This window comes from Actinomycetospora sp. ABD4_176 (assembly GCF_056311855.1).
Window position 1 is genome coordinate 3,239,568 of sequence record NZ_CM149974.1, and the last position, 14,340, is coordinate 3,253,907.

Below are 14,340 nucleotides of genomic sequence, written 5' to 3' on the forward strand. Positions count from 1 at the left end.
CGCGTCTCGGCGAGCCGCGTCAGGTGTGTACCCCGAGCGCGCGGGCGTGGCGCTCGGCGGTGTCGGCGTCCTCGCGGGCCCGGTCGGCCTCGCGACGGCGGGTGTCGCGCTCGCGGGCGGCGGTGTCGGAGCGGTCCCACGCGGCGCGGCGGGCGTCCTCGGCGGCGTTGAGCCGGGCGCGCAGGTCGCTGACGGTGGCGTCGGCGTCCTCGGCCTCCTGCGTGGCGGCGTCGGCGGCCTCGGACGCCTCCCGCGCCTGCTCGGCGAGCTCGTCGGCGCGCTCCCGGGCCTCGCGCGCGGACTTCTCCGCGCGCTCACGCTCCTCCCGCTCGCGGCGCTCCCGTTCCTCCCGGCGCCGGCGCTCGCGCTCCTCCTGCTCGGCGCGCTCGCGCTCCTGCTCGGCGCGCCGGCGCTCCTCGCGCTCGCGGGTCTCCTGGTCGTCGCGGATGTCGGCGGCGCCGTCGTCGAGATCGGTGTCGGTGTCGAGATCGGTGTCGGTGTCGAGGTCGGTGTCGGTGTCGAGGTCGGTGTCGTCGTCCTCCTCGGCCGGCGGGCGGGGGCGCTGCGGGCGGCTCGGACGGCGGTCGGGGCGGCGGTGCGGGTCACGACGGTCGGGTCGGCTGGGCCGGTCGCGGCGGGCGGGCCGGGCGCCGGAGGCCGGGCCGCCGAGCGCCGCGCTGATCCCGCCGTCACCCAGCCCCGGGCCCGCCTCCATACCGCCCGCGAGCTGCCCGCCGGCCAGGGCGCGGGCGGCCGCAGGGTCGGCGAGGGCGGCGCCGATGGTGCGCTCGAGCTCCCGGACCGACTGGTCGCCGAGGCGCACGGCCTCCTCGCGGGCGATGCGCCGGCCACGGTCCACCAGCGCGTTGATGAGCCCGTGACGCTGGCGGGAGAGCTGGCGCAGCGCGTCGCCCTCGAGCTTGGACTGGGCCTCGCGCAACGAGGAGCCCAGCTCCTCGAGCGCCTCGACCTCGTCGGGGTACTCGCGGGCGAGCCGGTTGGCGACCCACGCGGCGACCGAGGGCTTGCGCAGCGCAGCGACGTCCTTGGCCAGCTCGCGGTCCCCGGCCTGGCGGACCTCCTTGACCATCGCGTCCCGGACCCCGATGAACTCCTCGCGCCCGACCCCGTAGAGCAGGTCGGCGGCGTCCTCGAGGGAGGTGGGGAGCTCCTCCTCGGCGGGATCGTCGGGACCCTGGGACATGCGGGCACCTCGTCGCGGATCGTGCGCGCCGGCGGCGCGGGTGGGCACACCGTGCCCCACGCCGACCCCGGGCGCACGCACGACGCGGCGAGCCGCGCCGGTCACGGGTCCGCCGGCCCGGGGTGCTGCTGCGCCGTCCGCACCAGCCCGCCCGGTGCCGTCCGGCGCACGGGTCGTTCACGCCGGCGGCGCGGGTGGGCACACCGTGCTCCATGCGGCCCTCTGTGCGCACGCTCGCCCGCCGGGCACGCCGTCAGCTCCTGCGCCCGCCGCGGTTCCTCGCGCGGGCCGCGCAGGCGAGCGGACCGGAGCGGGAGGCCGTCATCCAGGCCGTCAAGGCCGCCGCGGCGGCGGGCGCCGCCTGGCTGCTGGCCCGCTGGGTGCTGGAGGCGCCCCAGCCGTTCCTCGCGCCCTACGCAGCGGTGTTCCTCGTGGTGCAGGTGACCGTGTACCGGTCGGTGCGCGACGCCGGCCAGCAGCTCGCGGTCGTGGCGACGGGCGTGGTGCTCGCGCTGGTGGCGACGCTGGCGACCGGCCAGGTCGTCGTCGGGCTCGTCCTCGTCGTCCTCGTCGGCCTGCTGCTCGGGCGGCTGCGCGTGTTCGGGGAGCAGGGCGACTGGGTGGCGGTGACGGCGCTGATCGTCGTCGCGCAGGCGGGCCCGGCGGCGAGCTCGCCGGTCGACGCGCTGGTGCGGCTGGTCGAGATCGCGCTCGGGGCCGCGATCGGCGTCGTCGTCAACATGCTGGTGCTGCCGCCGGTCTACCAGCGGGACGCGAGCGCGGCGCTGACCGGTGTGACCGCCCGGCTCGCCGACCTGTTGCGCGGCGTCGCCGCGTCGCTGCGCGAGGACCAGGAACCGCGCGAGGACCTCGTCCACGACTGGCTGCACCGCGCCCGCGGACTCGACGCCGAGGCGCGCCGGGCCCGGGACAGCGTGGCGTGGGCGCGCGAGAGCCTGCGCCTCAACCCGCTGCGCGCCCGCCGGCAGAGCCCCGAGCCCGTTGCGGTCCTCGGGCCCGCCGCCGACGCGGTGGTCGAGGTCGCGGGGCACGTGGTCGACCTGTGCGAGGCGGTCGTCGAGGCGGCGGAGGAGCAGGACCGGGACGGGTCCGCCGAGGAGCCGGACGAGCCGGGCCTCGACCCGCTGTTCGTCGGGTCGTTCGCCGACCTGCTCGACCACCTCGCCGAGGCGCTCGAGGAGATCCGCAACGACCCGGGCTCGCTCTCGCCCCGGGCCGACCGCCACCCGCCCGGCTCGGCGGCGCTCGAGCTCATGAGCGCGGTGCACCGGGACGCGGCCCGGCGCCTGCCCGGCGCGTCCGGCGAGGTCCGGACCGGCTGGAGCGTCGAGGGCGCGCTGCTCAACGCCGCCCAGCGCGCGGTCGTCGACCTCACCGGCCGCCGCCCCACCCGCCCCAACGAGGCCCCGGCCCCCGACGAGTGAGGGCTGGGGGCGGCACGAGCGATGCGGCATTCCTGGCGCTCATCGCCAGGATCGCCACATCCTCGGTCCCGCGACACGCCGCGAGCAGGGTCTCCCCCGGCGAGGTGGGGTCCGGGCTCGGGTCCGCCCCACTCCCCCCTCGTCGGCGGCTACCTAGCGTCGGGAGCTCCACAGAGTCGAGGAGGCGGACGGGATGCTCAGCAGGTCGGTGGAACCATGGCGGGAGGCCGAGGCCCGGGGCGTCGACGTGGGGCAGGACCCGGGCCGCGACCGGTGCCGGGCCGTCACCCGACGCCGCCCGCCGCAGATGCGGATGCCGCGCGACGAGTGGCCCCGACGCGTCCGGCGGCGCGTCGTCTGACTCGCACGGCGTGTCGCGCCGGTGAGGATGTGGCGATCCTGGCGATGAACGCCAGGAATGCCGCATCGCTCGTGGATCCCTCAGCCGCGGGGCGCCACGACGCGGGCGAGGCCGGGCGGGGAGGCGAGGCCGGCGGTGGCGGGGCCCTCGAGGACGTCGCCCTCGGGCGCGAAGCGGGAGCCGTGCAGCGGGCAGTCCCAGCTCTGGGCCGCGTCGTTCCACGCGACGATGCCGCCGAGGTGCGGGCAGACCGCGCCGCGCTCGTGCAGGACGCCGCCGACGCGGCAGCGGGCGATCTTGCCGCGCGTCGTCGTCTCCACCCGCCCCTCGCCCTCGCGCAGCGGTTCGGACGTGGGCAGGTGCGGGCGGGCCCAGCCGGTGGCGAGGTAGCGGCCGACCTCGGTGTTCGCCCGCGCCAGGCTCGGCAGCGCCGACGCGGCCGGGGCACGGTCGGCGCGCAGCGCGCCCATCCACGGGTTGGCGCGCCCGACGACGTGGTCGCGCAGGGCCAGCGCGGCCGCGGTGCCGCCGGTCATGCCCCACTTCGCGAACCCGGTCGCGACGAGGATGCGCGGCTGCCAGCGCATCGGGCCGACGAAGGGCAGGCCGTCCTCGGGCAGGTAGTCCTGCGCCGACCAGCGGTGGGTGATCGCGCGGACCGGGAAGTGGGCGGCGGCCCAGTCGGCGAGCGACCGCTCGTGCGACGACGTCGGCGTGCTCGCCCCGACGCGGTGGCCGAAGCCGCCGGTGAGCAGGAGGCGCTCGCCCTCGATCTCGGCGGTGCGCAGCGACACCGTCGGCTCGTCGACCGACAGATACATGGCCTCGGGCAGCGGCCCGTCGACGCGGACCGCCTGCGCGTACGAGCGGCTGGGCTCGACGCGGGCGAAGTACAGGCCGCGGTCGAGCACCGGGATGCCGGTGGCGACCACGACCCGCTCGGCGCGGACCTCGCCGTGGTCGGTGCGCAGCCGCGGGGCGCCGAGCAGGGAGGTGCTGCGCACCAGGGTGCCCTCGCAGACCAGGTGGCCGCCCTCGTGCAGCTCCTGGGCCAGGTCGGCGAGGTAGGGCATGGGGTCGAACTGGGCCTGGTCGGCAAGCGTCACGGCCTCGGAGACCGCGAACGGCAGGCCGACGTCGGTCCCCAGCTCCGCGGGGAGCCCGGCGCGGCGCAGCACCGACGCCTCGTGACGCACGGCGTCGGCGCCGGCGGAGGAGCGCCCGGCGGTCGAGAACGTGACGGCGTCGCGGTGCTCGAGGTCGCAGTCGGCGCGCCGGGCCCGGTCGAGCAGCCAGTCGAACCCGGCGCGGTGCGCGGCCAGGTAGGCCTCGACGGTGTCGTGGTCGTGGCGCCGGTCGAGGGTCGCCGTCCGCGTGCCCTGCAGCAGCGAGATCTTCGCGGTCGTGTTGCCACTGGCGACGGCTCCGATGCGGCGCGCCTCGAGCAGCGCGACGTGCAGCCCCTCGCGGGCGAGCAGCACCGCCGTCGTCAGGCCGGTGATCCCGGCGCCGACCACGGCGACGTCGACCCGGCGGTCCCCGTCGAGGCGCGGGTAGGTGTCGGGCTCCTCGGCGTGCTCGGGGTCGTGCCACGCGGAGATCTCGTGCGCGGGGAGTGGTGGCCGCATGGGGACGAGGTGTCCGGCCCGCCGGGACGGCAAACGGCGGTATGTGAGCACTTTCCTGCTCTATAGGGCAGGAAAGTGCTCACATGCGGGGGCCTCAGGGCGGTCAGACCGCGACGAGCTGGTCGGCGCCCATCTCGCGCTCGATCTGCTCGCGCAGCGCGGCGAGCGTGCGGGACAGCAGGCGTGAGACGTGCATCTGCGAGATGCACAGCACCGCCGCGATCTCGGCCTGCGTCTTCTCGTGGACGAAGCGCAGGGCGAGCATCGTGCGCTCCCGCTCGGGCAGGTCGCGGACCAGCGAGCCGACGAGCGTGCGGACCTCGACGCGGTCCAGCTCGCCGTCGAGGACCCCGAGGATGTCGACGAGGGCGGAGTCGTCGCCGTCGCCGAGCGACTCGTCGAGCGACGCGGGCTGGTAGGAGCCGTGCGCGGCGACGGCCTCGGCGACGTCGTCGCGGCTCATGCCCAGGTGCTCGGCGAGCTCGGCGGCCGTCGGCGCCCGGCCGAACCGCTGCGAGAGCGAGGCGGTCGCCGAGCCGACGGCGACGTAGCGGTCCTTGACGCTGCGCGGCGTGCGGACCGACCAGGCCGAGTCGCGGAAGTGCCGCCGCACCTCCCCCATGATCGTCGGCACCGCGTACGACAGGAAGTCGCGCTCGCGCCCCGGGTCGAAGCGCTCGAGCGCGTGGAGGAGGCCCAGCGAGGCCACCTGCTCGAGGTCGTCGGTGGGCTCGCCGCGCCGCGCGAAGCGGCGGGCGATGTTGCGGGCGACGGGCAGGAAGCCCACGACCAGTTTCTCGCGGACGCTCTCGCGTCGTGGGTCGTCGTCGGTGAGGGAGGCGTACTCCTCGAGGAGGGGCACGTACTCGTCGTAATCACTGCTGCGGCCGGCCATCGGTCACCCCCGGATGGGGCCCCGGGCACCGGACCGTCTCGACGGACCAGGCGGGGGCTCGTTGAACGTGAGCTGACCCGGCTGGTGTCTGAACCGGACTTCCTTCGTGACGAGCTGAGTGCCCCGTGCGGGCCGGACCCACACCTCTCCGCTCACGGCCGGCTACGAGCAGTTCCGCTCACCGGTGCCGGAGCCCGTCGACCAGGTCCAACAGGGCCGCGTCGACGACCGCGTGGTGGGTCTGGTTGACGGCGTGACCCGCACCCTCGACCACCACCAGCCGCGCCTTCGGCCCGAGCTCCTCGGCGATGCGACGTCCGTGGGCGGCCGGGGTGAGGCGGTCGCCGGTGGCCGCGACGACGGTCGTCGGGACGCGCGCCAGCGCCGGGAGAGCGGCGCTCTCGTCGTGGGCGAGCAGCGACGACGAGAACGCCGAGGTGATCGACAGCGGCACGCTCTCGGTGACCGCCTGCAGCCGGCGCACCTCCTCGTCGCTCGCGTCCTTGGTGAACGCCATGTGCCGGACGAACCAGCGTCCGAGCAGGGAGTCCCGCCACGGCAGCTGCTCGGCGAGCGGGGCGGCCAGGCGCGCGCCCTGGAGGACCGCCGGGAGCACGCCGGCGCGCCGGGCCGCGGTGTGCAGGACACCGAGCGGGCCGTCGGAGAACAGGTCGCCGGCCGAGGTCGCGACGAGGAACACGCCCGCGACCCGCGTCCCGAACCACTCGGGGTGCTGGCGGGCGAGCGCGAGGACGGTCATGCCGCCCATCGAGTGCCCGCCGAGCACGACCCGGCCGTACGGGGCGACGGCCTCGACGACCGCGGCGAGGTCGCGGCCGAGCTGGTCGACGGTGGCGTGGGCGGGGTCACCCCACCCGGAGCGGCCGTGCCCGCGCTGGTCCCAGGTGACGACCCGGGCGCGGTGCGCCAGGGCCGCGATCTGCGGCGCCCACTCGTCCGAGTCCACGGTGAACCCGTGGCTGAGCACCACGACCGGTCCCTGGTGGCCGCGGATCTCGACGTGCAGCGGCACGCCGTCGCTGGTCCGCACCCCGTGGACGGGGCGCGGGCGCGCCGCCGGGGGTGCCGCGGGGGACGTGGGCGATGGGGACGTGGGCGATGGCGCTGGTCCGGGTGCTGGTGACGGCGCCGGTGACGGTGCTGGTGGGGCGGCCGGTGCGGGTGCCGACCCCGTCCTCGCGGTGTCGGTCGCCACGCCGGCCGCCGTCACGGGCAGCAGGGAGGGCAGGACGGCCATGGCTCCAGGATCGGCATCGGCGACGCCGTCTCCACCTCGTCGGGGCGTGACGTCGGCCAAGGGCGGCGAGCACCCGGCGGGCGGTGTGACCCGGCCCATGCGACCGCTCGGCGAATCGCCGCTCGCCGACGCTCAGTGGCGGGCTTCCACCGCCAGGGTCACCGACGTGGGGTGGCCGGCGTCGTGGAGCACCTCGCGGGGCTGGCGCAGGAGCGTCGTCGCCTCGCCGAGGGGGTCACCGGTGCCCGGGTGGCGGGCGAAGCGGGGGTGCGCGCCGCCGGAGAGCTGCAGGCGCAGGCGGTGGCCGGCGGCGAACCGGTGGCCGGTGGGCCACAGGTCGACGGTCACCGCGCGGGTGCCGTCGGCGGCCGTGGCGGGCGCCCCGGGGGCGAGGCGGACGAGGCCGTCGGTGACGTTGATCGAGCGCCCGCGGGGGTCGACGTCGCAGACCCGCACGAACACGTCGAGGTGCTCGACCCCGGCGCGCAGGTGCACGGTGGCCGACACCGGTCCGAGGGCCACGAGGTCCTCGGCGAGCACGTCGGAGGTGAACACGGCGACGTCGGCGCGCGACTCGAGCGGAGCCTGGTCGCGGGGCCCGGACCTGCCGGTGAGGATCGGGCCGCCGACCGCGGGTGTGGGGTCGGCGGGGTCGTAGTCGACGAACGTGCCGGGCCAGCGCACCGCGCCGTCGGTGCGGTCGGGCGGGGGCTGCACCGACAGCGAGTGGTCGGCGCGCAGGAACCAGGTCCGCTGCGAGGCGTGCGGCGGCGGCCAGTCGGTGAGGTGGCGGGTGCCGCCGTCGCCCGAGAGCGTCACGGTGACCGGGGCCTCCTCGGTGGTGGCCGCCGCGACGCTCCCGCCGCCGTGGCTGCCGTCGAAGGCGCGCTCGAAGGCGGCCAGGGCCTCGCGCAGCCCGGCCGCGAGGCCCGGGCCGGAGGTGTGCACCCACGGCCCGAGCACCAGGCGCGGGCGGCCGCCGGCGGCACGCAGCGCGGCGTGGTCGGCGAGCTGCCAGGGCAGGAAGATGTCCTGGAAGCCGCCGAGCATCGTCACCGCGACCTCGGCGCGGGCCACCGCGGCCACGTCGCCGGTGTGGTCGCGGCGCGCCCAGTAGGCCGAGCCGGGGTCGGTCTCGCGCAGCCAGTCCTGGTACCAGTCGACCTCCCCGCCGGTGGCGCGCACGTCGCCGGTGCGCAGCGGCAGGGCGTCCAGGGCCTCGAGGATTTCTTGCGGCCGCGGAGCATCCCCGTGACGCGGGCGAGGCCGCCGGCGGCGGCCGTACGCATCATCGAGGTCCACGACAGCGCGTTGTCCAGCGAGAACGCGCCGCCGGCGTAGGTCTGGTCGCGGAACGACGACGCGGTCACCAGGGTGCCCATGGCCTTGAGGGAACGGCCCGCGGCGGGCGCGAGGGCCCACTGGGTCAGCCCGAGGTAGCTCGGGCCGAGCGTCGCGAGCCGGCCGTCGGACCAGGGCTGGTCGAGCACCCAGGCGACGGTCGCGCGGCCGTCGTCGGCCTCGTCGAACGGCGCGAGCCGCCCGCCGGAGCCGGCGGTCCCGCGCACCGACTGCACCACGACCTGCAGCCCGCGCTCCGCGACGAGGCCCCCGAACACCGTGCCGATCCAGCCGGCACGCCCGTAGGGGCTGCGGACGAGGACGACCGGGCCCCGGTGCACCCCGGCCGGGCGGTGGTGGTCGTGGCGCAGCACCGCCCCGTCGGGCATCGGCACCGCGACGTCGCGGTCCACCGACACCCGCGACGTGCGCGGCGGGGGCAGGCGCAGGGCCCGGCGCAGGATCCCGGTCACGAGGCTCACGCCGTCGAGTCTCGCCGATCCGCGTCGAACGGCGCCCGGCGGTGCCGGTCCCGCACGTGAGCACTTTCCCGGGCTATAGCCCGGGAAAGTGCTCACGTAGCCCGAACGGACGCGGGCGGGTGAAGCGGGCATGATGCTCCGGTGCGCGCCCACCCCGTCCTGGACGTCCTGGCCGCCCGCCGCGCCGAGGGCACGTGCCCGAGCAACCGTCGCGACCCTCACCGGGTCGCGCTCGCGGTCGAGGGCGGCGGCAGCCGGGCGACCTACTCCAGCGGCATGGTGCTGGCGCTCGAGGAGCTCGGACTCGCCGAGTGCTTCGACGACATCTACGGCTCGTCGGCCGGCGCGCTCGCGGGCAGCTGGCTCGCCGGCGCGCAGGCCGCGCACTGCGCCGCGGGCTGGTACCGGCCCGGGCTCATGGAGCGCGTGACCCGGCCGGGGCGGGGGCTGCGCGGCCAGCCGGTCGTCGACGTCGAGTACCTCATCCACACCGTCGGCGAGGAGGTCGTCCCGCTCGACTGGCAGCAGGTGCTCGACGCCGAGGTCCCGCTGCACCCGGTCGCCACCGACGTCGAGACCGGCGAGGCCGTCGACCTCGCGGACACGATCGTCGACAAGGCCTCGCTGCAGCTGGCCCTGCGCGCGAGCGCCGCCGTGCCGCTGCTCGCCGGCCTGCCGGTCGAGATCGAGGGGCGCCGCTACGTCGACGCCGCCGTCGCCGAGCCGATCCCGTTCCACACCGCGCTGCACCAGGGCGCCACGCACGTGCTCGTGCTGCGCACCCGCCGCGCCGACCAGACCGCCATCGACGCGACGCGCCTGGAGAAGGCGCTGGTCTCGCGCCTGGGCGCGGTGAACGTCCCGGGCCTGGTCCACGTGATCGGCAACCGGCTGGAGAACCGGCGCGCCGACGACTCCCGCCTCGCCCACGCCACCGCCTCGCCCGCCGACGAGGGCCCGTTCCTCTTCGAGGTCCGCCCGCCGGCGGGCTCGGACACGATCAACCCGCTCGAGACCGACCCGGACGTCCTGCGTCGCGGCATCGAGACGGGGCAGGCGGCTCTGCGCGAGGCCCTCGACCTCGACGAGGACCAGCGCTCTACGGCCTGAGACTGCGCAGCGGCAGCCCGGCGACGATCCGCGCCGCGTCCGCCCCGACGACGCGCAGGTCCGCGGCGGGCGCGCCCGCGTCGAGGGTCAGGACCGCCTCGGGCACGAGGACGTGGTGGACGGCGACCGCGCCGTCGGCGGCGATCCCCACCCCGACCTCGAGCCGGGACTCGCGCGCCGCGAACGGGCCCAGCCGGTCGCTCCGCGGCGGGTCGAGCAGCGCCGTCGGCACCCCCTGCTCCTCCGCCCCGGCGCACACCTCGCGCACCACCGCCGGCGGCGCGTGCTCGTGGGCCACGACGAGCACGGCCGGCGGCATCGCGGGGTCGGCCAGATCACGGCTCGAGAGAGGACGGTCGAGCCGGCCGTGGCAGCCCGGCCCGCCGGAGGCCGCGACGCCCGAGAGCGGGGAGCCCCGGCTCATGAGGCCGCCTGCCGCTGGAGCTTCTCGGGCGCCGGGCCGGCGGCCGTGCCCGCGTGGGCGTCGACGAGCCCGGCGGCCACCGCGTTGCGCGGGCCCTCGGTGCCGTGCACGTTGCCGATCCCGCAGACCACGCCGTAGGGCGCGAGCGCGTCGGCGACCATGGCCGGAATCTCGAAGTCCAGCGCCGAGCCGCCGAGCAGCACCACCGAGCCGAGCAGGCGCAGCGAGCCCTGCGGGGCCACCTGCGCGAGCGCCCGCAGCGCGTTGACCACGAACACCCGCCGCTTGGCCTCGCGCCGCACCCGCCGCACCGACTCCAGCGAGCCTTTCACCGGCACCGCCGCGAGCCCCTCCGGCGTCACGGTGACGACCTTCGCGAACACGTGCGGCGGCAGCGGCTCGGTGAAGAACTGCACCGTGCCGTCCTCGTGGCGGACGTGGAAGAAGCTCTCGACCTTGGCCAGCGGGTGGCGCTTGACCGACTCCGCGGCCTCGCGGTCGTCCAGGCCCAGCTCGGAGTCGATGAGCTTCGTGACGAGCTCGCCCGCGCCCGCCACGTGCACCGCCGACACCGCGCCGTCGCGGTCGAGCAGCGCCGCGTCGGTGGACCCGCCGCCCATGTCGATGATCGCGATCGGCACCGCGCTGCCCGGCGTCGTCAGCGCGCCGCGCACCGCGACCTCGCCCTCGACGCCGCCGATGATCGTCGAGCAGCCGAGCTCGGAGGACAGCGCGTCGGCCACCGCCTGCATGCGGCTGCGGCTGGTGCGCACCATGGCCGCGAGCGCGACCGCGTTCTCCTGCGACACCTCGCCCGCGAGCCCGCCGGTCACCGTCGCCGGGACCAGGGTGTCGACGGCGAGGACGTCGCGGATCTGGATCTCCGAGGCCGGCTGGCCGGTCACGTCGGTCATGGTGTCGCGGACGTTCGCGAGCATGCCGCCGACGTGCGTGCCGGCCTCGCCGTGCACGTCGGACAGGGGTGCGACGCGCCCGATCGCCTCCATGATCGCGTCGGCGCCGCCGTCGACGCCGACGTCGAGCGTGCGCCCGGACCCCGACAGCGTCAGCGTGCCGACGGGGATGCGCCGGTCGGTGACGTCGCCGGCGGGCGTGCGCACGACCACCGCCGAGCGGTTGCCCGACAGCGCCCGCGCCACCGGGGACACCTGGCGGGTCTGCTCGGCGTCGAGGTCGAAGGTCGACGCGAGCCCGTAGGAGTCCGAGAGCGTCCGGATCGTCCGCCCGGGCGGCGCGACCTCGACCGCCGCGAGCATCCCCAGCGGCACCCGGTCGACCGCCGACACCTCGTCGACCACGGGGATGCGGCGCGCCAGCCGGTTGACGACGAGCACCGCGTCGTCGCCGTGCATCACCGCGGCGACGACGTCCACGCCGCGCTCGAGGGCCCGGTTGATGCGGTGCGCGACGTCGTCGAAGTCCTCGCCCGCGCCGACCACGACGACGACCGGCGTGTCCTCCTCGACCTCGGCCGCCTCGGCGAGCGTCACGGTCATGCCGACGCCCAGGCCCTCGCCGCCCGGGGTGTCGGGGTTGTGCCCGATCATCGTGGACTCGGTGATGATCGTCTCGGTGATCGTCTCCATCGCGAGCCCGCTGATCACCGGCGTGGCCTCGTTGAGCAGCACGGTCGCCAGCGCGTCCGCCGGTCGCCCCGCGGCCTCGAGGGCACGCCGCACGGCCGTGACGGCGCCCTGGGTGTTCGCCGGCGTCCCCTTCACCCCGGTCGTCGCGGTGAGCGAGGACGCGAGCCGCCGGACCTCCCCCGCCCCGACCTCCGCGATGCACGCCTCGGTCGTGGAGTTGCCGATGTCGACGCCGATGACCAGCGACACGCCTGTCCTCTCTCGCTCCGACGGTGCCCCGCTCAGTCCACCTTCGTGATGACGGGCTCGACCTCCACCGCGTTGCGGGAGTGGTCGATGCACTCGAACTCCTTGAGGTGCAGCAGCGCCGCCTTGGCCTGCCAGCGCGGGCGGGCCATCTGGTCGTTGCGGGTCGGCACCGGCTTCGGTGACTGGCCCTGCGCGTACTGCGCGGCGTTCGCGCCGATCATGCGGAACACCTCGGCGTCGAGCAACGGCGCCTGCGGGAACAGCTCGAGGTTCGACAGGCGTGCGAGGTCGCGCTGGTGGAGCACCGTGGTGCCCCGGGACAGCACGCCCACCGCGATGCCCGACCCAGAGATCTTCGCGCCGAAGTGGGCGATCGCCGCGAGGTCGGCGGTCTTGTAGACCTTGACGACCCGCGCCGACCCGCCGCGCTCCTCGATGCCCGCCAGCAGCTGGCGGACCACCTCGGCGTGCGGGACGTCGACGATCGTCTTGGTGAACGGGTCGCCGAACGCCGGCGAGAGCGCGATGACGACCTCGTCGGCCTTCGTGCCACGCTCGGCGGGCCCGATCTCGCGCAACGACAGCGTGCGGACCGACTCGGTCCGGACCGCTCCTGGCGACGTCATACGACCTCCTCCTCGGGGTTCTCGGCGGAGGTGACGTGGCGGAGCTTCTTGAGCTCCTCCCACCGCTCGCCGGACAGGCGGTAGCCGGTGCCGGGCCCGGCGTAGTCGTTGGCGTCGTTGATCGCCGCCAGCGGGACGAAGTCGCCGGTGAAGATCGCGGCGGTCTGGAGCAGGTCGCCCGAGACGCGCTGGCGCAGCACCTGCAGGTAGTTCTCCGCGACGTCGCCGAAGCCGGTGCGCTCGAGCGCCTTGACGAGGTCGAGGCCCGTGATGCCGCGGTCCATGACGCTGCGGGCGCCCTCGAGGTCGGCGAGGACGTCGCGGTCGGGGTAGTCGTCGCTGGAGTCGGCGTACGTCGCCGCCTCCACCTCCTCGTCGGTGATGGCGGGGAGGTCGAGCTCGGCGAACAGCGCCTGCATCGCGCGCGCGGCCTTGTTGCGCACCTGGAGGATCACGTCCTCGCGGACGTGGCGCAGGCCGCCGTCGACCTGCATGTCGCGCTGGATGACGTTCCAGTCGTCGTAGTCCTCGGTGTCGAGGTTGGACCCGGCGAACATGTTGTCCTTGTTCGGCACCGCCGAGTACCCGGAGCACACGAAGTCGGTGCCGGGCAGCATCTGCGGCAGCAGGCGGCTGGTGCGCCGCATCGCCGAGTGCGAGAACGACTGGTCGTTCCCGGACGCGCACTCGAGGTCCATCCAGCTGGCGACGAGGTTCTCCGCCGCCACCGCGCGGATGCCGCCGGGCACCGCGCCCGGCACGCCGATGCAGGAGATCGAGCCGTTCTGCAGGCCCTGCACGCCGGCGCCCTTGGCCATGAGGATGCAGCGGATCTCCAGGTACAGCATGGACCGCCCCTCGGCGTTGCCCATCTGCACCTCCGACCCGGTGCCCGAGGTGAAGCGCATCTTGATGCCGCGGCTGGCGTAGGCCGACGCGAGGAAGGCCTTCGACCAGGGCGTGTCGTCGCCGTCGACGAACACCGACTCGGTGCCGTAGATCGAGATCGTCTCGGCGTAGGCGGTGATGCCGCGCATGCCGAGGTCGAGCTCGGTGGCCTCCTCCAGCGCGCACTGGGTGAGCACGCCGCCGCGCCCGACCTGGCCGCCGACCTGCAGGCCGATCGCCACGAGCGGCGCGTAGCGCACGACGCCGAGCGTGGTCTCGAGCTCGGCGAACCCGCGCACCGCGCCCTCGGCCGCGTCGGCCGCGACCTGGATCGGGTTGTCCTTCGCGCTCGTCGAGTGGGCCTGGTTGGCCGGGGTGCGCCTCGAGCGGGTCTTCTGGATGCCCATCATGATCTCGACGACGTTCATCAGCTTGACGACCTCGAGGATCTTCGCGGGCGTCAGGCCGCGGCCGAGGGCGACGACGTCGGCGCGCGGCGTGCGCGGGTCGACGAGCATCCGCGCGATCTCCACCGACGGGGTCGCCATGGCCTCCTCGCAGGCGTCCACGTCGATGGCGTGGTCGGCGATGAAGGTGTCCATGAAGTCGAACCGGTCGCGGGTGCGCCCGTCCAGCTCGACGATCCGACCGTCCTGCACCCGCACCGACGGCGCGGGGTCGAAGTCGGACTCCATGGCGACGAGGCCCTTCTCGGGCCACTCCTCGACGAAGCCGTCGAGGTTGACGGGGCGGTCCTCGAGGACCTCGGTGCGCTTGGATGCCTGCACGGTGGCGCCGGAGCGCGGCTCGACCGCGGTCATG

General features: G+C 75.7%; 11 protein-coding genes. 2 read left to right on the plus strand and 9 right to left on the minus strand.

All coding sequences use genetic code 11. From position 1 onward, the window contains the following. Positions 1-19: 19 nt before the first annotated feature. Positions 20-1,204, minus strand: coding sequence for a hypothetical protein (locus ACYX4T_RS15650; RefSeq protein WP_476010218.1), 1,185 nt, complete (start codon positions 1,202-1,204; stop codon positions 20-22). A 212-nt stretch (positions 1,205-1,416) separates the two neighbouring features. Here ACYX4T_RS15650 and ACYX4T_RS15655 point away from each other — a divergent pair, with 212 nt between their 5' ends. Beyond that, a complete protein-coding gene (locus ACYX4T_RS15655; RefSeq protein ID WP_476010219.1) occupies positions 1,417-2,649 on the plus strand; it encodes an FUSC family protein in 1,233 nt (410 codons plus the stop codon). 441 nt (positions 2,650-3,090) lie between these two features. On the opposite strand, the gene ACYX4T_RS15660 is transcribed toward ACYX4T_RS15655, so the two are convergent. The 4 genes from ACYX4T_RS15660 to ACYX4T_RS15675 all read right to left on the minus strand — a co-directional run bounded on the left by ACYX4T_RS15660 (position 3,091) and on the right by ACYX4T_RS15675 (position 8,678). Then, positions 3,091-4,638: an FAD-dependent oxidoreductase gene (locus tag ACYX4T_RS15660; protein WP_476010220.1), complete on the minus strand. Its 1,548-nt coding sequence runs from the start codon at positions 4,636-4,638 to the stop codon at positions 3,091-3,093. Between the two features lie 103 nt (positions 4,639-4,741). Next, a complete protein-coding gene (locus ACYX4T_RS15665) occupies positions 4,742-5,533 on the minus strand; it encodes a SigB/SigF/SigG family RNA polymerase sigma factor (RefSeq protein ID WP_476010221.1) in 792 nt (263 codons plus the stop codon). Between the two features lie 178 nt (positions 5,534-5,711). Beyond that, entirely contained in the window at positions 5,712-6,584 is an 873-nt protein-coding gene (locus ACYX4T_RS15670; protein ID WP_476010222.1) for an alpha/beta fold hydrolase, read from the minus strand. A gap of 339 nt (positions 6,585-6,923) precedes the next feature. Further along, positions 6,924-8,678 (minus strand): CocE/NonD family hydrolase, encoded by a 1,755-nt coding sequence (locus ACYX4T_RS15675; RefSeq protein WP_476010223.1) that lies wholly within the window; start codon positions 8,676-8,678, stop codon positions 6,924-6,926. Positions 8,679-8,755: 77 nt separating this feature from the next. Here ACYX4T_RS15675 and ACYX4T_RS15680 point away from each other — a divergent pair, with 77 nt between their 5' ends. Further along, complete coding sequence (locus ACYX4T_RS15680) at positions 8,756-9,724, plus strand: patatin-like phospholipase family protein (RefSeq protein WP_476010224.1); 969 nt, start codon at positions 8,756-8,758, stop codon at positions 9,722-9,724. On the opposite strand, the gene ACYX4T_RS15685 is transcribed toward ACYX4T_RS15680, so the two are convergent. The 4 genes from ACYX4T_RS15685 to ACYX4T_RS15700 are packed head-to-tail and all read right to left on the minus strand — an operon-like array spanning position 9,714 to position 14,339. After that, positions 9,714-10,148: a glycerol dehydratase reactivase beta/small subunit family protein gene (locus ACYX4T_RS15685; RefSeq protein ID WP_476010225.1), complete on the minus strand. Its 435-nt coding sequence runs from the start codon at positions 10,146-10,148 to the stop codon at positions 9,714-9,716. The genes ACYX4T_RS15680 and ACYX4T_RS15685 overlap by 11 nt on opposite strands. Continuing rightward, a complete protein-coding gene (locus ACYX4T_RS15690; RefSeq protein WP_476010226.1) occupies positions 10,145-12,004 on the minus strand; it encodes a diol dehydratase reactivase subunit alpha in 1,860 nt (619 codons plus the stop codon). Before ACYX4T_RS15690 ends, ACYX4T_RS15685 begins: the two co-directional genes overlap by 4 nt. Before the next feature lie 32 nt (positions 12,005-12,036). Continuing rightward, positions 12,037-12,630 carry a propanediol/glycerol family dehydratase medium subunit gene (locus ACYX4T_RS15695; protein ID WP_476010227.1) on the minus strand — a complete coding sequence of 198 codons (594 nt, stop codon included), beginning with the start codon at positions 12,628-12,630 and terminating at the stop codon, positions 12,037-12,039. Next, on the minus strand, positions 12,627-14,339 hold the full coding sequence (locus tag ACYX4T_RS15700) for a propanediol/glycerol family dehydratase large subunit (RefSeq protein ID WP_476010228.1): 1,713 nt from the start codon (positions 14,337-14,339) through the stop codon (positions 12,627-12,629). Before ACYX4T_RS15700 ends, ACYX4T_RS15695 begins: the two co-directional genes overlap by 4 nt. Between the last annotated feature and the right edge of the window lies 1 nt (position 14,340).